A 21,038-nucleotide genomic window follows, 5' to 3' on the forward strand; every position below is an offset into this window, starting at 1 on the left:
AGCCAAGCCACCCTCGTTTCCCACTTACCGGGTATTCTTATGACTCAAGAATCAGAATCTTTGGATTTGTCCACAGATAAAGCTTTAGATCGTGATTGTACAACATTATCCCGCCACATCCTCCAACAACTACAGAGTTTTGGACCCGATGCCCAGGATTTAAGTGCGCTCATGAACCGCATCGCCTTAGCGGGTAAATTAGTTGCCCGTCGCTTGAGTCGCGCTGGTTTAATGGAAGGAGTTCTCGGCTTCACTGGAGAAGTCAACATCCAAGGAGAATCCGTCAAAAAAATGGATGTTTACGCCAACGAAGTATTTATTTCCGTCTTCAACCAAAGCGGCTTAGTCTGTCGTCTCGCTTCCGAAGAAATGGAAAAACCCTACTATATCCCCGAAAACTGCCCCATCGGTCGTTATACCCTACTTTATGACCCCATTGACGGCTCATCCAACACAGATAACAATCTCAGTTTAGGTTCTATCTTTGCCATTCGTCAGCAAGAAGGAACAGATATTGATGGTGAAGCCAAGGATTTGCTGACCAATGGTCGCAAACAGTTAGCCGCCGGATATATTCTTTATGGACCCAGCACCATGCTGGTTTATACAATAGGTACAGGAGTACATTCCTTCATTCTTGATCCTAGCTTGGGTGAATTTATTCTCTGTCAAGAAAATATCAAAATGCCCAATCACGCCGCCACTTATAGCGTTAATGACGGCAACTTCTGGCAATGGGAAGAACCCTTTAGAGAATATATCCGTTATGTTCATCGCACCGAAGGCTATAGTTCCCGTTACAGTGGCGCAATGGTCAGCGATATTCACAGAATTTTATTACAGGGTGGAGTATTTCTGTACCCAGGAACACTACAAAAGCCAGAAGGTAAATTACGTTTACTCTATGAAACCGCCCCTTTAGCATTTTTAATTGAACAAGCTGGAGGCGTAGCAACCACAGGAACAATGGATATTTTAGATGTCGTTCCCACCAAACTGCATCAACGCACCCCATTAATTATTGGTAGTAAAGAAAACGTAGCCAAAGTCATGTCTTTTATTAAAACAGATAACTAGACAAAGCTCTAATTAATTAAAAAATCAAACCTCATGTTCTAGACTGAACAAATAAAAGAAAAATAGTCGGTTAAAACCGACTTTAGCTATCAGACAGGGAATTTATTCCCTGGATTCTGGATTCTAAATTCTGGATTCTGAATTCTAATTATGTACCCTATATACCTGCAATAAGCTATCCGTGTCTTTTCTGTGTCATTCATGAACTCTTTAAAAGGCAAAGTCAAGCTATTCTCACCTGTAGGGGGAATTGGGGCAATTAGCAAAGATCACAAACCTCAACCCCCGGTCCAAAATCCCAAATCTAAAATCTAAAATCCTATGGTCAGTTTGTTAGAAAATCCATTGCGTGCCGGTCTACAGCAGCAAGGGATGCCCGAACCACAAATAATTGTCATCTTTGGCGCGTCTGGAGACTTAACCTGGCGGAAACTAGTCCCAGCATTATACAAATTGCGGAGAGAAAGACGGATTCCCGCAGAAACCACCATTGTGGGCGTAGCCCGTCGGGAATGGAGTCATGAATACTTCCGTGAGCAGATGCAAAAAGGCATGGAAGAAGCTCACGCTAGTGTAGAACTAGGTGAACTGTGGCAAGACTTTTCTCAAGGTTTATTTTACTGCCCAGGGAATATAGACGACCCAACCGGCTACCAAAAACTCAAAACCCTATTGGCTGAACTAGACGAAAAACGGGGAACACGCGGAAACCGGATGTTCTACCTTTCCGTCGCCCCCAACTTCTTCCCCGAAGCTATTAAGCAACTGGGGTTAGGAGGAATGCTAGATGATCCAGAAAAACATCGTTTAGTCATTGAAAAACCCTTTGGACGTGATTTAGCTTCCGCCCAAAACCTCAACCAAGTGGTCCAAAAGTTTTGTAAAGAAAACCAAGTTTATCGCATTGACCACTACTTAGGTAAAGAAACAGTCCAAAACTTGCTGGTTTTCCGCTTTGCTAATGCCATTTTTGAACCTTTGTGGAATCGGCAATTTGTTGACCACGTCCAAATCACTGTAGCTGAAACCGTAGGTGTGGAAGACCGGGCTGGCTATTATGAAACCGCCGGCGCACTCCGGGATATGTTGCAAAACCACCTCATGCAGCTTTACTGTTTAACGGCAATGGAAGCACCCAACGCTATGGATGCTGATAGTATCCGTACAGAAAAAGTTAAAGTGCTACGAGCTACCCGTTTGGCTGATGTTCATGATTTATCAAAGTCAGCAATTCGTGGTCAGTACAGCGCTGGCTGGATGAAAGGACAACAGGTGGAAGGGTATCGAAATGAACCAGGAGTTAATCCTGAATCCACCACACCCACCTATGTGGCAATGAAGTTTTTAGTAGATAACTGGCGTTGGAAAGGTGTTCCTTTCTACCTGAGAACTGGCAAGCGGATGCCCAAAAAAGTTAGTGAAATTGCCATTCACTTCCGCGAAGTTCCCTCCAGAATGTTCCCCTCCGCATCCCAGCAAGCTAACCCCAACGTTTTGACCATGCGGATACAACCCAATGAAGGGATTTCCCTCCGGTTTGATGTAAAAATGCCCGGTGGTGATTTCCGCACCCGTTCCGTAGATATGGATTTCAGCTACGGTTCTTTTGGAATTACAGCTACTTCTGATGCTTATGATCGTCTCTTCCTTGATTGTATGATGGGCGACCAAACTTTATTTACAAGAGCAGACGAAGTAGAAGCCGCTTGGCAAGTAGTTACACCAGCCCTATCTGTATGGGATTTACCCGCAGATCCTACTACAGTGCCTCAGTATGAAGCCGGTACTTGGGAACCAGAAGAGGCAGAATTATTAATTAACCAAGACGGTCGCCGCTGGCGCAGACTTTAAGTCATTGGTCATTAGTCATTGGTCATTGGTCATTGGTCATTGGTAAAACAACTGACAACTGACAACTGACAACTGACAACGAACAACTGACAACTGACAACTGACAACGAACAACGAACAACTGACAACTGACAACTGACAAATATGATTTCCCAAGCACCAACAATTTATTCTTTGCAAGCCCCCAAGGATGTTTCCCTCACCGAAATTGAAGCAGAACTTACTAAAGTTTGGCAAAGTTACGGTATTCAGGGAGAAGACGGTGGTTTACCCGCTGCTACCCGCGCTACAACATTTACCTTGGTGGTTTACGAACCTGAAGAAACCCAGTATTTGTTAACTGCAACAGGTTTTTACAAGGGTCCTATTGATGGCATTCTCGGACCTCAAACTAAAACAGCATTGCAGGAATTACAAAAAAAGCACCATCTCTCAGAAACTGGTAGTGCAACACCAGAAACTCTCACTGCTTTGCGGCAAGAATATTTCCAAAAGCAGCACACCGGACCAAATGGAGATAGTCATGGTGCCGCTATGGGCTATACTTTCAGTCCTACGAGTCCCACCATTGCGGACGAAATTGCCATCCGTAACCCCTGCCGGATCATTGCTTTATGTCCTGTGGCTGGGGATGATGAAGGGGTAAAGGCTCAAGTTTCTGCCTATTGCCCAATTCAAAAGCAGTCTTCTAGCACTCTTGTTTGCTGTGAATATATTACACTCACTGGTACTGCTTCGGCATTAGAACGCATTGGGGGCATGATTCCCGCTTTATTAATCGGTGGTTTACCTAAGTTCCTCTGGTGGAAAGCTACACCGGATGCGGCTAACCCTTTGTTTAAACGATTAGCCGCAGTTTGCAATAATGTCATTGTTGATTCTTGCAACTTTAATACACCAGAAGATGATTTACTCAGCTTGCAAAAGTTAGTAGAATCTGGTGTACCTTTGGCTGATTTGAATTGGCGGCGGTTATCTGCGTGGCAGGAGTTGACAGCACAAGCTTATGATGCGCCTAATCGTCGCGCTGCTCTTAAAGAAATTGATCGTGTCAATATTGACTACGAAAAAGGTAATGCTGCTCAAGCGTTGTTGTATTTAGGTTGGTTAGCTAATCGCTTAGAATGGCAACCAGTTTCCTATAAACAGGAAAACGGTGATTATGACATCACTTCTGTGCAATTCCTGTCTCAAGACCAAAAACACATAGAAATTGAGTTGGCAGGTGTTCCCATTGCTGATATTGGGGAAATTGTCGGCGATTTAATTGGTTTGCGGTTGAGTTCTACTAATATTCAAGCTAATTGTGGAACTGTGATTTGCTCGGAAACTGGCGGCTGTATGCGAATGGAAACTCATGGTGGCGCTCAGTCGTCTGGTTTGTTCCAACAGGTTACTTCTCTTGCGGAACAAAAGGCAGAGGCTTTGTTGAGTCAACAGGTGCAACGCTGGGGACGTGAGGCTTTATTTGAGGACAGTCTAATTGCAATTGGTAACACTATTAAGTTAGGCAAATAGTTAATGGTAATGGGTAATGGGTAAGTTGTCAGTTGTCAGTTGTCAGTTGTCAGTGGAAAATATTTTCCCCCTGCCCCCTGCCCCCTGCCCCCTGCTTCTTTCCTGTTCCCTATTTTCAACATTAAAAAACCCGGCTAAACCGGGCAGATGTACTATTTGTCAAGTGTTAGCTAATGATAATTATTGGTTGATTTCACAAGTTAAAGGGCAAGCTGCATAAACAGTGGTTTGAGTTTTTTCAGCTTCATCATGTAACCAATTTAACCATTTTATTTGCTTAGGATGAATACCTTTAGCTGTTAGCACTCCAGCAGCAATTAATACTGCCATGACATTAAACGTTACTAAGCCACCTGCCACAATTAACACGGCACTAGCAGGCATCACGGATTGTAAAACAATAGATAACAAGCAACCTACTGTAGCCATTAATACAACCAACGGAAAACCAACAACTAACAAGCACACTGCCAATGTAAATGTCCAGATTAAAAAGCTTCTCATCATTAACAAGGAGTGGGTCCGAACTAGATTAGAGCTTTGAGCCGAAACCATGACTTTTCCTCCTAAATACACAGCAAGTTTAAATTTCAGTTTTTTATCACTCGAAAGCGAATTAACTGATTTTGTTTCAGTGAAATTTAGTATATAAAACCTTGGCTTCAAAATGAGCATTTCTTTACTAAAGTTTACAGTTGATTTTTTCTAGTTATGAATGAGAATTCACATATACCCACAGGTAGGGGAAAGAGTTCTGGTATATGCCTTGAGAGATATGGACTAACGGTAGATGAGAAGCAGATATTGATCCCCGCAATCTGATCGCTCAGATGCTTAACATTTCTTATGGAAAACGATATTATTTCTCATAATTTATCAGGAGGTGATAAAAAATAGGCTGTAGGTAATGGGTAATTCTCAAGTTTCCTCGCTTTCACTCCTCTCGCTACCCTTAATTATTTGATATTATTAGTTACTGATATATTACGTAAATCTTACGGAAGATCAAGGATAATCAGTATGTGTTAAAAAATATGTATATTGGTAAATAACCTACTAAAAAGACTGCATAACAGAGGCAGGGAGCAGGGAGCAGGGAGCAGGGAGCAGGGAGCAGGGAGCAGGGAGCAGGGAGCAGGGGGAAAATATTTTCTACTGACAACTGACAACTGACAACTGACAACTGACGAACAAGCAATTACTAATTAACAAAAGTGAAGATATATGACAGAATCACAAACATTTAGAATGCCGCCACCTTTACCAAAAGCAAAAGTACAGCCTCCGGTGGCAAATTTAGAAATGAACGCACCAGCGCCACCAATAATTACTACACCACCACCAATATTTTCCAATTCTAATGGGTTAACGAATGAACCTGTAGGACGTACCTTGGCGCAGCTTGTTCAGGAAGCCTTTGATGAGGGTTACTCTGATATTCACTTGGGAGTGGGTGAAATTCCCCGCTTCCGCAGCCGAGGGGAAATTCTGACGACAAGTTATCCCGAAGTTGATAAACTGACTTTTATGCGTTGGTTGCGGGAGATTCTCTCTGATTCTGAAATTCAAAGGTTTCAAGAACATTTAGAATTTGATGGGGCGACTCAGTACGATTTTGCCCGTGTGCGGATTAATGTGTTTGATTCGCTGCGTGGTTATGCAATGGTACTGCGGTTAATTCCTCTCAAAATTCTATCTATGGAGCAGTTGCGCCTACCACCGGTGTTTAGAGATATTTGTCATCATCACAAGGGTTTAGTTTTGGTGACAGGTCCTACTGGTTCGGGTAAGTCTACGACAATGGCAGCGATGGTTGATTATATCAATCGGGAGATGGCTAAACATATTATTACGATTGAAGACCCGGTGGAATTTGTCCACCAAAGCCGTAAGTCTTTGGTTAAACAGCGGGAGGTGGGAATGCACACTCGCAAGTTTGATAATGCTTTGAAAGCAGCTTTACGGGAAGATCCAGATTTAATTCTGGTGGGGGAAATGCGGGATAAGGAAACCGTGAATACGGCACTGAAGGCGGCACAAACAGGTCACTTGGTGATGGGAACTCTGCACACAAATAGTGCGGTAAAAACTATTGAACGGATTCTCAATTTGTATTCGGGTGAAGAACAGGAAGCTATGCGAATAGCGGTTGCGGAATCTTTAGTAGCGGTGATTGCTCAAGGCTTGTGCCGAACTACAGATGGTAAACGGGCGGCTTTCCACGATATTCTCATTAATACTGAGGCTGTTAAGGAATGGGTGAAGGATGGCAAGTATGATGAGATTGGGGAGTTAATGAAACAAGCCGGTTTTGATGGCATGGTGACAATGAATCAGTCATTGCTCGATCTTTACCAAGAAGGTCGGATTACCGAGGAAACGGCGCTAGAAATGTCGCCAACTCCTAACGAAATGGCGCAATTCCTCCGAGGTCGTGTTTAATTGGTAATGGGTAATGGGTAATGACCAATGACCAATGACCAATCACTAATGACTAAGTTGAATGTAGACAAACTTTCTAAACCCCAGTTGTTCAAGGGTATTGCCTTGTTTACGCCTGGGGGGGATTTGATATATTGTATTGACCCTAGTAAGCAAGGACGATGGCATTTAAATTTATGTGCGGCTTTGCAGGAAATTCTCGATTTACCGGAGCCGCCACATTTTTTAGTGCCTTGCTATACTGCAACTATTGATCACTGGTTAAATCCTCGGACTCAACAAGTGCAAATTTTTGCCGAAGCTTATCCGGCGGTGATTAGGCATCAGGCTGTGTTGAATGCGATTTTTGGGACGGGGGATTTGGTGTGGCAATCAGCACCTTGGCAGGATGGTTTGTGCGATCGCTTGGTATTATCAACTTATCGGTCGACATTTCCTCAGCTTTGGCAAGATCATGATTTAATTGTGCGTTTAGATTTGGCTGATTCTCCCTCGCAATACCAGCCACCAGTTGTCAATAGACAACCTGTGCTACAAAATATTCAAGGAGCGCCAGGCTTTGTTTTGCGCTTGTTTGTGGCCGGTCATAGTGCGACTACAGAAAAAATTTTACAGAACTTGCACGAATCCTTAGAGCGATCGCTAGGATATCCTTATACTCTCAAAGTTATTGATGTCCTCACAAATCCAGAACAGGCAGAAATTGATCAAGTTTCTGCTACTCCTACTTTAGTTAAGGTTTGGCCCCATCCAATTCGGCGGATGGTTGGTAATTTAGATAACATGGATAAATTATTACAAATGTTAGCAGGACAATAGACAACCGGTGACAAAGAATGTATAAATTCAAAAAAAAGTTATAATTTATAGAGTACTCTTGATTAATGTCTTATGCTAACTACATACACCGCAAAATATACCAAAATAAATAGTGGATATATGGGACAATTGATTGAATGGCAAGAAGTCATTACTGAGGGAGAAACACTAGAAATGTGTAGAGCTATGCTACAAGATGCACTCAAAGAAATGATTCTTGCCTATCATCAACAAAATAAAGAAATTCCCACAGGAAACTCTTTACTGGAACAAATTCCTGTAGAAGTTTGATTATGTCAGTAAAACGAAAAGATTTAATTAAGTATTTAGAAGAAAATGGATTTTATTTATTGCGGGAAGGTGGCAATCATTCTATTTACCCAAGTTTTAAACATTATAGTGTCAGTTTTTGTAGTTATCGAGAATGGAGTGTGATAGCGTTCGCGTTCGCGTAGCGTTCCGATAGCTTGCGTGGCGACGCAGGAGCCATAGGAATAGAGATAGCGCGACCTAGTAATCGCTATTTACGAAGTTTGATCTTTAATATTAAAAATAAGGAATTTCTGTGATTATGAACCTTACTTGGTTAGATAGTAATAGTTGGTTAATTGAAATTGGTGAACAGCGGATACTAATTGACCCTTGGTTAATTGGTGATTTAACCTTTAATAATTTAGATTGGTTATTTAAAGGTTCTCGTTCTCAGGATCGGTCAATACCAGATAATATAAACTTAATTTTGCTTTCTCAAGGTTTAGAAGATCACGCACACCCATCCACCCTAAAGCAGCTTAACAAAAATATCCCAGTTGTCGCTTCCCCCAATGCTGCCAAAGTTGTCAAACAACTGGGTTATCAACAAATAATTAGCCTCAATCATGGCGAAACCTTTACCTTAAATCAACAAGTAGAAATCAAAGCTTTTCCTGGTTCTCCCATTGGACCCACCCTATTAGAAAACGGCTATCTGCTCAAAGATTTAGTAAATAATTCCACACTTTATTATGAACCTCATGGCTATCATTCCCCTCAACTCAAAGAAATAGCACCCATTGACGTAGTAATCACTCCAATCATTGATTTGAGCTTACCCTTACTCGGTCCGATTATCAAAGGGATGAATAGCGCCCTAGAAGTAGCAAAATCCGTAAAACCTCAATTTATCCTCCCTACCGCAGCCGGAGGGGATATTTTGTTTGCAGGAATATTAGTAAAATTCCTGCAAGAAAAGGGAACTGTGGCAGAATTTCGCACATTGCTAGAGAAAAACCATTTAACAACCCAGGTAATTGCCCCTAAACCCGGTGAAAAAGTTATGGTTTAATTGAAACCAATGATAGTTTGAGGATGTTATAATCGGCGATTTAAAGGTTTGATGTAAATATATGTACATCAAGTTTTCTGAATATCTGTGTGATTAACTATGGCAAAAATTCGTGTTTCCCTAGCCTTGAGTATAGCAACCTTAGCCAGTGGTTTCTTGTTAGCCGCTTGCGAAAATCCCAATCCCCCATCATCTACTGGAAGTAGTACCACTTCCCCAAGTGCTACCACTACAACCAGTGATACTAAAGGATTGAAAATTGGTAGTTTATTACCCACAACAGGTGACTTAGCTTCCATTGGACAACAAATGGTTGGTTCAGTTCCCTTATTAGTAGACACAGTTAACGCTTGTGGGGGTGTTAACGGTGAAAAAGTCACTTTAGTACAAGTAGACGACCAAACAGATCCTAAAGCCGGTGCTGCGGGAATGACCAAATTAGCAACCTTAGATAAGGTAGCTGGTGTAGTCGGTTCTTTTGCTAGCAGCGTTTCCACTGCGGCGGTTTCTGTGGCTGTACCCAATAAAGTCATGCTGATTTCTCCTGGTAGCACCAGCCCCGTATTTACCGACAAAGCTAAAAAAGGTGACTTTAAGGGTTTTTGGGCGCGAACTGCTCCTCCTGATACCTATCAAGCATTAGCTTTAGCTCAACTTGCTAAGAAGAAAGGTTTTAAAAGAGTTTCCACAGTAGTTATTAACAATGACTATGGCGTGGGTTTTGAAAAAGCATTTGTAGATACTTTTGAAAAATTAGGCGGAACAGTAGTTAATAAAGATAAGCCTGTGCGCTATGATCCCAAGTCCCAAACATTTGATACAGAAGCAACTGCGGCTTTTGCTGGGAAACCAGATGCGGTTTTAGGCGTATTATATGCGGAAACAGGGAGTTTATTTCTCAAAGCTGCTTATCAACAAGGTGTCACGAAAGGCGTACAAATTTTACTCACGGACGGCGTAAAATCTTCTACTTTCCCTGACCAAGTTGGCAAAGGTAGTGACGGCAAGTATATTTTATCGGGGGCTATTGGGACAGTTCCTGGTTCTAGTGGTCCAGGTTTGGAAAACTTTAATAAACTTTGGCAAGAGAAAAAAGGCGGTTCTCCTGGAGAATACGCACCTCAAGCTTGGGATGCTGCGGCATTATTGGTATTAAGCGCCCAAGCTGCTAAGGATAATACAGGGGCTGGGATTTCTAGTAAATTGCGGGAAGTAGCCGCTGGTAATGGTACACCTGTCAGCGATGTCTGTGAAGGATTGAAGCTACTTAAAGCAGGAAAACAGATTAATTACCAAGGCGCAAGCGGTGATGTAGATGTTGACGCTAATGGTGATGTTATTGGTACTTATGATGTCTGGACTGTGGGCGATGATGGCAAAATCAAGGTGATTGATAAGGTGAGTCCTAAGTAGGGGATGTAGGGGATGTGGGGGATGTGGGGGATGTGGGGGATGTGGGGGCAGGGGGAGAAATTTCCCTCTTCTTTCTTCTTTCTTCTTTCTTCTTTCTTCTTTCTTCTTTCTTCTTTCTTCTTTCTTCTTTCTTCTTTCTTCTTTCTTCTTTCTTCTTTCTTCTTTCTTCTTTCTGAACTCCTGACTCCTGACTCCTGAGAAAGGGCGCAGGCCCTGCGCCCCTACTCGCTTCTAAAAACCAGTAAAGTTATAACCGACTCCTAATAAAATTCCCACATCAGTTTTATCAAAAAATCCAGCGTTGACGGCGGCTGTGGCGGTTAATCTGCTATTGAGAGGTACGTCTATACCACCAGTGACTAGCAAAGCAGCTTCAGTGTTAGATTGATTACCTGTTTTAATAGCTGCACCTAGTCCAATATAAGGAGCTATGGGTAAAGGTTCTGTAAATGGATCTGGTGATTTAAAAGCAAAGTCGTAAGTAATAGGAGTAAGAAATGTTGTATCTGTTCCTAATATTACTGATGGTCTAACTGATAAGGTTTTGGTCAGACCAATTTTACTGATAACAGTGAAATTACCATCACTCAAAGCTGAAAAGCTACCGGATGCACCAACGTTGAGACCAACACCAATATAGCTACTACCACCACGAGTGGCTCTACCTATGCCAATCGGACTTTGTGCTATTTGATTGGATGGTTCTGTTTTTTCGGTAGCTTGCGTAGAACCAGAATTGAGCATAACTGATGAAGTTTCTACTGTTCCTGGTACGGGTGTGATTGTCCGACTGGCTATTTCTTCTGTAGCAACGGTGGATATTGATGTTTGGTTGGTGGGAAGAACAATTGTTCCTGGTTCGACTGTCTGAGCATTTACGGAAAGTCCGCTACCTAAAACTACCAAAGCTGCAAGACTTGGTAAGGCTAAACAAGTTTTACGAAAAATAATATTACTCATGTTCACTCCTAAATAAATTAAGATTGATACCTATCTAGATATCATCTCAAGTTACTAGTATATACTCACCATCTAACACCAAAAATCAAAATTCGGATCTTGATTTTGTTTATACTGCAAACGGTTCATAGTTTAACCAAATATGAAACCCCTCTGGTAAACCTCTCCTTTGCACCTCTCCCTAACCCTCTCCTAAGAGGAGAGGGAAAAGGAATAATATTTAATACTGGAGAGGCTTTGAACTTGTTCTTTGTATGATAAAAAAGTCCAGCTTCTAGCCGTTTTGAGTATAATTAACTAAGCTGCGTAAAAAATTTACATCAAAAGCCAAGAGAATTTTCCTCCTGACTCCTACTGTACTTTATGAAATATCTAGCAATTGTCTCAAGAGCATTTGATCGTCTAGTTTAGCTTTTAAGCGCCCTTTTTCCACATCACGAATCCAGCTTTGGCTTTTTTCCATCAACTTGGCTAGTTCCCTTTGGGAGAGATTCATTTTTTTTCGTCCTTCCATCACCTCTTCCCCTAGCAAATTACCTGTTTGTTGATGATTGCTTTTTGCTTTAGTGGGGCGACGTTGTTTTTTATCTGATTCTGAACGATTTTCCCAATCGGTCGGGAGTTCAAAAGATAAAATGCGTGCGTTCAGAAGTAAATTCCATTTACCACGTGGTCCGCTGTCTGTGAGGCGATTTTCACCACTACCATCATTAATCCAAAATTCTAACGCTTCCTCTGGATCTTCCGGTATATCTACTAATTTTGCCCACAGGGGCTGAATTTCCGGGGGATAGGTAACAGGATCAAATAATGGCTTAAGTCCATAATGATTGAGAACTTCTAAATCATTTTCATAGGCTTTAAGTAGGCGTTTCCGTTCTTCCCTGTGTCTGGAAGCTTGGGTCACTTTTTCCTCACCATAAGCAACGCGCAGCAAGGTAGGAATAGTGATGCGTTGTTCTCTCCCCATTTTTGTTTTAAATAATAACCAAAGCATAAGTCTAACAGCACCTTCGTGTTGTTGCCACAGACTCATAACTGTGGTGAGTAGAGTTTTGGGAAGACTACCATATTGATAAAATGTGGTTCGTTCTTTGCATCCTTGTCTGTTGAAGAAATGTTTAGTCCAAATCCCAGCTTTAATTGTAAATGTCAGTCCCACTAAATATTTACAACCTTGATCATCTTCTTGAAAATGGTGTTGGGTATCTGTCAAATTCCATAAATAACTATCTTTAATGGAAAAACTGGGAACTCTACCTTGTTGTGGCCAGTCAATAGAAACCATGAGAGAACAAGTCTGAGAGACGATATTTTTAATTAAACCGAGTTTGGCACTTTTGCTGAGGTCTTTACGTTTTTCTAAGCCCAAATACTGTTCAATTTGTCGTTCATCAATGGTAAATTCTTCTTCCCAAGGTTGATCTAAGGCTGTAATTTGAGCGGCGAAAATAAGATGAATACAAGCAGCCCGGATGTCTAAATAATCAATTGCTTGTGAATTATTAGCACGGTTGTTAACTGGAAATAGGTCTTGAAGATGAAAGGAAATTGTCCCTCGTCCTTGATTAACTGAGCGACTGTAATGTAAGTTACCTTCCTCATCTTTTTCCCATTGTAAAGATGTTCGTTGTGCTAGTAAATTACAAGCTTCCCAGATAACTATGGCTGAAGCGAAGGGGTTATTCTTACCATTAGAAAATAAATCTGGACTGGTAACATCTCGTGGTTCAATTTTACATCTTCCTTTTTTGGCGTGTACAGGAATAGGCGCATTTGTGGGACAGGCAATTACACATTGTGGTTGTGAATAATAGCCATCACAATTATTACAAAGGGCAGGATCAACCCAATATTCATCATCTTTGATTTTAATTGCACCCGTAGGACATAGGGGTCGGCAGTTGTCACATCCCACGCAACTGTGGTTAGGAATTATATGCGGCATAGTCCGTCTTCCTACTTTAATCGTTGAGATGTTTGGCTCAAGTCTCCCCTTAATGTGTCCTTTTGATTCATAACTCGCTACCAAATTACCTCTATAACAAGAAGATATGTTTCTCGCCTGATTAATTACTCATAGGGTGAATGAAGCCAGATTTTGTAGCTATTTATATTTTGCAAAGTTGGGCTTCATTGCTTCTTCATTAACTATACTTTTCATAAAGATTTCAATAAGATTGTTCAGTATGAGCTTGGCAGAATTTCTTAATATTTACCTGGATATTTACTGTCATAATGTTTATTTTGGGCTATATAAATTAGTCTGAATGTTTTTGAAGAACATCTTATAGCTGTAGGTTGGATTGTTCGCGTCAGCGTTACGGAGTAATGGAACAAAACTCAACAAGGTGGCGAAAATGTTGGGTTTCCTTTGTCAACCCAACCTACGTGATTTAGGATGTGAAGAAAATGGTTCAAAAATAGAGGAAATGATTTTTTTAAGTTTGTATTTACTAATACTGTTAGTAGAATATTTTTATCTAATTAGAAAATATTTGCAAATAGGAGGTTAATGAAGCTAATAATAATGGGTGCTAATTGATTATTATTCTTATTGAATGGGGTATTTTTAGACGCATTAATTGATATTTATTGAGAAAATAACTTTAAACACAATTCTGGAAACCTTTGATTAATCAGCTTTTTATCCAAGCACACTAGATAAATTTATCAATAAGTAATATCATTTAATAGTTTAAAATAAGCAAAAATAAATAATATTATTTAGCAGGTCATCAAAATTTGATAAAAAAGTTAACTTTTGTGATTGAAAAAATGAAATATCAGGCTAGTATGAAGATTAAAGGATTAACTAACATCTAGCTAAAATTGCTGAGGTTTTATTCATGGCTACATTAACAGGATTGACCTTTGGAGGTACTGCTTGGACTCCTAAATTTGCCCAAGAAATAGATAAAGAGAAATGTATCGGTTGTGGCAGATGTATGAAAGTTTGTGGTCATAAAGTTTTGGGCTTAATGCCTTTAAACGAAGAAGGTGAATTTGTAGAAGATGAAGATGAGGAAGAAGTAGAACGGAAAGTAATGGTTGTTACTAACCCAGAAAACTGTATTGGCTGTGAAGCTTGTTCTCGAATTTGTTCTAAAAATTGTTATAGTCATGTAACACTAGACAAATAACATCTTTGGTAATGTTTAACGATGTGATGTCCTGCAAAACATCGGTTATTTTGGTTAAGTCTATAGGCAAGGTAATTAGAGGGGAATCTTAATATTTACCGTAGTCGGTTAAAAGGTTTGCAGTAAACAGAAACGTAAATCGTAAGTTGCTATCATCTAAAAAAATCATACTTGCTAATATTTTTTCTGCTGCTATTTGATTTATGAAAATATCAACCTCTTAGATCCTCGATTTCTTCAAGAAGTCGGGGATTTTGTGGTTATCAATATGAAAAAATATGGAAGTTTACCGATTTTTGATTAGATACAAGTTAGAACAGTAATAGTGAAAATATCAAAGATAATTTTGTCCTCAGAAAATAATTCTGTGGCTACCAAAGTCTATCTTTACTGACCGAAAAATTTCAGATTTTGGATTGGGAATTTTCGGGACAAGTTCCCCGCCTCTTCAGGGCGGAATTAATCAAAAACCACCAATCTAAAATCCTCAAGCTCTACACTTGTCTGGTGGAGTCAATGCAAAATCTGTTGACTCTGGTTTTACTACTATTTACAAAGCAGGTAGCATTTATGCAAAAAGTTCCTGTTTCGCTGTGGACACTGTTAGCTGGGATGATCATAGCCCCTATCAGTATCTGGGTTGGTCAAAATCATCATTTATTACCGGAAGCAGCATCGCAACAAGCGCCTTTGGTGGATGGTTTTTTCAATATCATGTTAACAATTGCGGTTGCTCTTTTCTTAATTGTTGAAGGGACGATTCTGCTGTTTCTAGTTATCTATAGACGACGCAAAGGAGATAACTCTGATGGTACACCTGTAGAAGGTAACTTGAGTTTAGAAATTTTTTGGACGGCAATTCCTACGGTAATTGTGATTGTTTTAGGTATTTATAGTGTTGATATTTATAACCAAATGGGTGGTTTTGGTGTGGGTAGTCATCCTCACCATGAGTCAGCAGGTGCTATGAATGTTAGTCAAATAGCTAATATTGGGATTGGTGAAAATCCGCAAACCAAAAATAAACCGGCTGATTTGGTTGTAGATGTTAAGGGTATACAATTTGCGTGGTTATTTAATTACCCTGTAAGTGGTATTTCTGCTGGAGAATTGCACGTTCCTATCGGTGCTGATGTGCAATTGAATTTATCCGCAGATGATGTGATTCATTCTTTTTGGGTTCCCCAATTTCGTCTGAAACAAGATGCTATTCCTGGAGTTCCTACACAACTGCGATTTACAGCTACAAAAACTGGTACTTATCCGGTAGTTTGTGCAGAATTGTGTGGTGGTTATCACGGTTCAATGCGATCGCAAGTAATCGTCCATGAACAAGCAGATTATGATGCTTGGATGAGTGAAAACCAGATTGCCCAAAAGCAAGATATGAATCATGCTGTAGCAGTTAATCTGGAGAATTTATCTCCGTCAGAATTTCTTGACCCCTACATTCACAATTTGGAAGTAACTCCAGCAGATCTTAAGTCATTAGTTATGAGTCATTAGTAATTAATAGCTAATAACTGAAAACTGACAAAAGACAACTAACAAAAATATGACACAAGTAAATTTTCCAGTTAATCCCCCACCTGATGCAAGCGAATCACCAACACGGTTGATTACTCACTCTCATCCCCCAGCGTGGAAAGTTAGAGATTATTTCACATTTAATACTGATCACAAAGTTATTGGGATTCAATACTTGGTGACAGCCTTTGCATTCTATCTAATTGGTGGGTTAATGGCGATCGCCCTTCGCGCCGAATTAGCTACACCGGACTCGGACTTTCTTGATCCAAATCTGTACAATGCCTTCATGACAAATCATGGCACAATCATGATTTTCTTGTGGATTGTTCCCAGTGCAATTGGTGGATTTGGTAACTATCTAGTCCCATTAATGATGGGTGCTAGAGATATGGCTTTTCCTAAATTAAATGCGATCGCCTTTTGGTTAAATCCCCCCGCCGGATTATTATTATTAGGTAGTTTTATCTTTGGTGGTTCTCAATCAGGTTGGACAGCTTACCCACCATTAAGTCTAGTTACCGCCAACAACGCCCAAACAATGTGGATTTTAGCGATTGTTTTGGTAGGAACTTCTTCAATTTTAGGTTCACTTAACTTTGTCATCACCATTTTGATGATGAAAGTTCCCAGCATGAAATGGGATCAAGTTCCCCTGTTTTGTTGGGCAATTTTAGCAACTTCTATCCTTGCCCTTTTCTCTACTCCTGTATTAGCAGCCGGTTTAGTTTTGCTGTTATTTGATATTAACTTCGGCACATCCTTCTTCAAACCAGATGCAGGTGGCAACGTCGTTATTTACCAACATTTATTTTGGTTTTATTCCCATCCGGCGGTTTATTTAATGATTCTGCCGATTTTCGGGATTATGTCCGAAATTATTCCCACCCACGCCCGGAAACCGATATTTGGTTATAAAGCGATCGCCTTTTCCACAGTCGCCATTTGTGTCGTTGGTTTATTCGTTTGGGTTCACCATATGTTCACCAGTGGCACACCCGGTTGGATGCGGATGTTCTTCACCATTTCCACACTCATAGTTGCAGTCCCCACAGGTGTGAAAATCTTCGGTTGGGTAGCAACTCTCTGGGGAGGAAAAATCCGTTTCACCAGCGCCATGTTATTCGCCATTGGATTACTTTCCATGTTCGTCATGGGCGGTTTAAGCGGCGTAACAATGGGAACAGCCCCCTTTGACGTTCATGTTCACGACACCTATTATGTAGTCGGTCATTTCCACTACGTCTTATTTGGTGGTTCAGTCTTTGGGATTTACGCAGGTATCTATCACTGGTTTCCCAAAATCACCGGCAGAATGATGAACGAAACCTGGGGACGAGTTCATTTTGTCCTCACCTTCATCGGCACAAACCTCACATTCCTACCCATGCACAAACTAGGGTTACAAGGAATGCCCCGCCGAGTTGCCATGTATGACCCCCAATTTACCAGCTTAAACCAGCTTTGCACCATTGGCGCAATCCTTTTGGGTATTTCTGTCATTCCCTTCGCCTTAAACGCCATTTTCAGTTGGAAAAACGGTGAACTCGCAGGTGATAACCCCTGGGAAAGTTTAACTTTAGAATGGACAACCTCTTCCCCACCCATCATTGAAAACTGGGAAGTTCTACCCGTTGTTACTCATGGACCTTATGACTATGGTCATGATCAAGGTTAATAAAGTGATTTTTGGGTAAATGAATTACATTTTTTTCTCACGCAGAGTCGCAGAGTCGCAGAGAGAAATTGTAGGTTGGGTTAAGCTATCGCGCAACCCAACAAACTTCCAAAAAGTTGGGTTTCTTGACATCAACCCAACCTACATCTATTCATCATTCAGTAGGAATAATAATATGACTGCAATTACACCAATTGAACATCATAGCGACGGACATGAAGAACATCCAGATTTACGAGTGTGGGGTTTAATCACATTTCTCGCTTCTGAATCATTAATGTTTGGTGGATTTTTTGCCACCTATTTGTTTTTTAAAGGGACTACAGCAGTTTGGCCACCAGCAGGAACAGAAGTAGAATTATTTATCCCAGCCATTAACACGATCATCCTCGTTTCTAGTAGTTTTGTCATTCACTTTGGTGATATGGCAATTAAAAGAAATAGTGTGGGTTGGATGCGGTTTTGGTATTTTATCACCGCAATTATGGGGGCTGTATTCCTAGCTGGTCAGGTTTATGAATACATGAATTTAGGTTATGGATTCACTACCAATGTTTTCTCTAATTGCTTTTATTTAATGACAGGCTTTCACGGTTTGCACGTCTTTATTGGATTGTTATTAATTTTGGGTGTATTATGGCGTTCTTTCCGTCGTGGTCATTATTCTGCTACTAAACATACAGGCATCGAAATGGCGGAAATTTACTGGCACTTTGTGGATATTATTTGGATCATTCTCTTCACATTGGTGTACCTGCTCAACATTTTGTAAATATAGGTAATGAGTAATTCTCAATGATGAATTACTCAAATCCTGAAAACCTTGATTTAGACATTTTCCTGATCCTGTAAATCCTTAAATCCTGGATATCCTGATTCACACATTTTCCTTATGCAAAAATTTGTGATGCTTGCAAGTTTAGACTATTAAATTGTGGAGATAAAACTAAATAATCACCAGCAAAAATCCCAATCTCATGATAAATTTCGTTAATTAACTCTAAAACTAATATGCTTTGGGTTTGGGGGTCAATAATCCAATATTCAGGAATACCACAATCTTGATATTGTAGACGTTTGGCAATGAAATCTCTATCTCTTTGTAATTCCCCAGGACTAACAACTTCAACAACTAATAAAGGTGGTAACATTGATAGACGAATAGTGTTCCGATTTGCTAATTGTTGAATATGCTCTTCTCGAATAATAGTCAGGTCAGGATAACGGTTTCTCGGTTCTCCTCTGACTTCCAACTCTAAACCATGTCCTCGCACTCTATCAATCCCTATTAACAATGCAAAGATTAAGAAAAGACGATTGGCAATTTGCACATTAATTCCTGATTCTGGTGGCATTTCTATTAACTCTCCATTAAATAATTCATAAAGTTTGTCCGTACCATCATCATAAGATAAATATTCTTCAAAGCTTTGAAATTGATGTTTAACTTGTAGCATCAGAGTTACTCCATCTATTGTCTTAGTTAGATTTTAACACTCTTGATTTCTCTTTACGTCTCTGCACGAAATTAAATGTAATTCACTCAGGAATTAAGCAGTGAGACAGAATTAATTACACAATGTCATTGCGTTAGCGTTGCGTGGCGTTAGCCATATGGAACGAAGTGAAATGAAGTAATTGCAAGGGTTGTGATTGCTTCCCTTCGCTCGCAATGACTGTAAATATTTTTGTCCAATTATTTATGTAAGTGAAAAAGCTGGTAGGGGTTGAGAATTACGATTTATCCCTACGAATATATTATCTGGTAGCGTAGCGCAAGCCATACCAGGATGTTCTTGTCTATCCTTATGCAAAAATTTGTAATACTTTTAAATTTAGACTATTAAATTGTGGAGATAAAACTAAATCATCACCGGAGAAAATCCCAATCTCATGATAAATTCCATTAATTAACTCTAAAACTAATATGCTTTGGGTTTGGGGGTCAATAATCCAATATTCAGGAATACCACAATCTTGATATTGTAGACGTTTGGCAATAAAATCTCTATCTCTTTGTAATTCCCCAGGACTAACAACTTCAACAACTAATAAAGGTGGTAACATTGATAGGCGAATAGTGTTCCGATTTGCTAATTGTTGAATATGCTCTTCTCGAATAATAGTCAGGTCAGGATAACGGTTTCTCGGTTCTCCTCTGACTTCCAATTCCAAACCATGTCCCCGCACTCTTTTATAACCCAAGAGAGAGACAAATTGAATTAATAAAAATGTAGCAATTTGCACATTGATTCCTGATTCTGGGGGCATTTCAATTAACTCTCCATTAAATAATTCATAAAGTTTTTCTGTACCATCATCATAAGATAAATATTCTTCAAAGCTTTGAAATTGATGTTTAACTTGTAGCATCAGAGTTACTCCATCTATTGTCTTAGTTAGATTTTAACACTCTTGATTTCTCTTTACGTCTCTGCATGAAATTAAATGTAATTCACTCAGGACTTAAGCAACTGGCATATTGGTAGGGTGCGTCAGATTGCATAAATCTTGCAAATAAATAGATTGTTGGTATCTGACGCACCCTACAACAGATTTTTAGTGTGACACTTCTATCACTTACCAGAAAATTGTAGACCTTCACATTAGCGATCGCCCCAATTTTGCTATAATCATGATCACTTCAATGTAATCGGTTACAACATGATGATTACCACTGTTGAGCGTCGTTATAGTTTAGATGAATATCGCGCCATTGAAGAAAAAGCTGAAGGGCGCAACGAATATCATGATGGAGAAATTGTACCAATGTCTGGAGGATCACTCAACCACAGCCGTATAGGTGGCAATATTTTTGCATTTCTCAAATTTTTGCTACGTGATAGTAAATTTGAGCCAATTAATAGCGATTTACGCTTATGGATTCCTGAATATAAACGCGGATTATATCCAGATGTGATGGTTTTTGCAGGTGAACCGCAACTAAATGAAAATCGCAATGATGAAGTTTTAAATCCTATTTTAATTGTGGAAGTATTATCTCCTTCAACAGCAGATTATGACCGCAAAAGCAAGTTTCGGATGTATCGTTCAATTAGCAGTTTCTGTGAATATTTATTAGTTGAACAAGATGAATCTTTCATCGAGAAATATAGTAAACAATCTCAAGGTTGGTTGTTAAGTGATTTTAATAATTTAGAAAAATCTATTTTTTTGGAGTCAATTGGGGTTGAATTACCGATAGCGGAAATTTATCGCGGTGTTGTTTTTGGGTAAGTAGTGATTGATCATAGGCTATAATAAGTTATTATTACTTTAATTAAGT

Annotated in this window: 18 protein-coding genes; 13 read left to right on the forward strand and 5 right to left on the reverse strand. The window is 39.9% G+C overall.

The features are described 5' to 3' along the window. The first annotated feature begins 39 nt into the window (after positions 1-39). The 3 genes from fbp to opcA all read left to right on the forward strand — a co-directional run bounded on the left by fbp (position 40) and on the right by opcA (position 4,446). Positions 40-1,077, forward strand: a complete 1,038-nt coding sequence (fbp, locus tag FJR37_RS16955) for a class 1 fructose-bisphosphatase (RefSeq protein ID WP_039203566.1) — start codon at positions 40-42, stop codon at positions 1,075-1,077. Positions 1,078-1,398: 321 nt separating this feature from the next. Further along, positions 1,399-2,928 (forward strand): glucose-6-phosphate dehydrogenase, encoded by a 1,530-nt coding sequence (zwf, locus tag FJR37_RS16960; protein WP_168466595.1) that lies wholly within the window; start codon positions 1,399-1,401, stop codon positions 2,926-2,928. A gap of 144 nt (positions 2,929-3,072) precedes the next feature. Continuing rightward, positions 3,073-4,446: a glucose-6-phosphate dehydrogenase assembly protein OpcA gene (gene opcA, locus FJR37_RS16965; protein ID WP_168466596.1), complete on the forward strand. Its 1,374-nt coding sequence runs from the start codon at positions 3,073-3,075 to the stop codon at positions 4,444-4,446. Between the two features lie 180 nt (positions 4,447-4,626). Here the strand turns inward: opcA and FJR37_RS16970 are convergent, their stop codons facing one another. Further along, complete coding sequence (locus FJR37_RS16970; RefSeq protein ID WP_027401875.1) at positions 4,627-5,001, reverse strand: hypothetical protein; 375 nt, start codon at positions 4,999-5,001, stop codon at positions 4,627-4,629. A gap of 669 nt (positions 5,002-5,670) precedes the next feature. Here FJR37_RS16970 and FJR37_RS16975 point away from each other — a divergent pair. From FJR37_RS16975 to FJR37_RS16995, 5 genes are all read left to right on the forward strand, one after another. Continuing rightward, entirely contained in the window at positions 5,671-6,888 is a 1,218-nt protein-coding gene (locus tag FJR37_RS16975) for a type IV pilus twitching motility protein PilT (protein ID WP_039199609.1), read from the forward strand. Between the two features lie 48 nt (positions 6,889-6,936). Continuing rightward, on the forward strand, positions 6,937-7,707 hold the full coding sequence (locus FJR37_RS16980; protein WP_168466597.1) for a circadian clock KaiB family protein: 771 nt from the start codon (positions 6,937-6,939) through the stop codon (positions 7,705-7,707). Positions 7,708-7,779: 72 nt separating this feature from the next. Then, entirely contained in the window at positions 7,780-7,998 is a 219-nt protein-coding gene (locus tag FJR37_RS16985) for a type II toxin-antitoxin system HicB family antitoxin (RefSeq protein ID WP_039199611.1), read from the forward strand. A gap of 280 nt (positions 7,999-8,278) precedes the next feature. After that, positions 8,279-9,031, forward strand: a complete 753-nt coding sequence (locus tag FJR37_RS16990) for an MBL fold metallo-hydrolase (RefSeq protein ID WP_168466598.1) — start codon at positions 8,279-8,281, stop codon at positions 9,029-9,031. A 99-nt stretch (positions 9,032-9,130) separates the two neighbouring features. Further along, positions 9,131-10,444 carry an ABC transporter substrate-binding protein gene (locus FJR37_RS16995; RefSeq protein ID WP_168466599.1) on the forward strand — a complete coding sequence of 438 codons (1,314 nt, stop codon included), beginning with the start codon at positions 9,131-9,133 and terminating at the stop codon, positions 10,442-10,444. A 231-nt stretch (positions 10,445-10,675) separates the two neighbouring features. Here FJR37_RS16995 and FJR37_RS17000 read toward each other — a convergent pair whose 3' ends face one another. Together FJR37_RS17000 and FJR37_RS17005 are read right to left on the reverse strand one after the other, a co-directional pair. After that, complete coding sequence (locus tag FJR37_RS17000) at positions 10,676-11,404, reverse strand: hypothetical protein (RefSeq protein WP_027401869.1); 729 nt, start codon at positions 11,402-11,404, stop codon at positions 10,676-10,678. A 361-nt stretch (positions 11,405-11,765) separates the two neighbouring features. Next, positions 11,766-13,352, reverse strand: a complete 1,587-nt coding sequence (locus FJR37_RS17005) for a helix-turn-helix domain-containing protein (protein WP_168466600.1) — start codon at positions 13,350-13,352, stop codon at positions 11,766-11,768. A gap of 901 nt (positions 13,353-14,253) precedes the next feature. Here FJR37_RS17005 and fdxB point away from each other — a divergent pair. The 4 genes from fdxB to FJR37_RS17025 all read left to right on the forward strand — a co-directional run bounded on the left by fdxB (position 14,254) and on the right by FJR37_RS17025 (position 18,524). After that, positions 14,254-14,547, forward strand: coding sequence for a ferredoxin III, nif-specific (fdxB, locus tag FJR37_RS17010; RefSeq protein ID WP_039200275.1), 294 nt, complete (start codon positions 14,254-14,256; stop codon positions 14,545-14,547). A 570-nt stretch (positions 14,548-15,117) separates the two neighbouring features. Then, complete coding sequence (coxB, locus tag FJR37_RS17015) at positions 15,118-16,053, forward strand: cytochrome c oxidase subunit II (protein WP_168466601.1); 936 nt, start codon at positions 15,118-15,120, stop codon at positions 16,051-16,053. A gap of 49 nt (positions 16,054-16,102) precedes the next feature. Next, positions 16,103-17,752, forward strand: coding sequence for a cytochrome c oxidase subunit I (gene ctaD, locus FJR37_RS17020; protein ID WP_168466602.1), 1,650 nt, complete (start codon positions 16,103-16,105; stop codon positions 17,750-17,752). A gap of 175 nt (positions 17,753-17,927) precedes the next feature. Next, positions 17,928-18,524, forward strand: a complete 597-nt coding sequence (locus FJR37_RS17025; protein ID WP_015078454.1) for a heme-copper oxidase subunit III — start codon at positions 17,928-17,930, stop codon at positions 18,522-18,524. A gap of 118 nt (positions 18,525-18,642) precedes the next feature. On the opposite strand, the gene FJR37_RS17030 is transcribed toward FJR37_RS17025, so the two are convergent. Continuing rightward, entirely contained in the window at positions 18,643-19,209 is a 567-nt protein-coding gene (locus FJR37_RS17030; protein WP_168466603.1) for a Uma2 family endonuclease, read from the reverse strand. A 349-nt stretch (positions 19,210-19,558) separates the two neighbouring features. Beyond that, positions 19,559-20,125, reverse strand: a complete 567-nt coding sequence (locus FJR37_RS17035) for a Uma2 family endonuclease (protein ID WP_168466604.1) — start codon at positions 20,123-20,125, stop codon at positions 19,559-19,561. A gap of 294 nt (positions 20,126-20,419) precedes the next feature. On the opposite strand from FJR37_RS17035, the gene FJR37_RS17040 reads away from it, so the two are divergent. Beyond that, on the forward strand, positions 20,420-20,989 hold the full coding sequence (locus FJR37_RS17040; protein WP_168466610.1) for a Uma2 family endonuclease: 570 nt from the start codon (positions 20,420-20,422) through the stop codon (positions 20,987-20,989). Positions 20,990-21,038: the final 49 nt, after the last annotated feature.

Origin of the sequence: Aphanizomenon sp. UHCC 0183 (genome assembly GCF_009712065.1) — a bacterium.
Taxonomy (GTDB): Bacteria; Cyanobacteriota; Cyanobacteriia; order Cyanobacteriales; family Nostocaceae; genus Dolichospermum; species Dolichospermum heterosporum.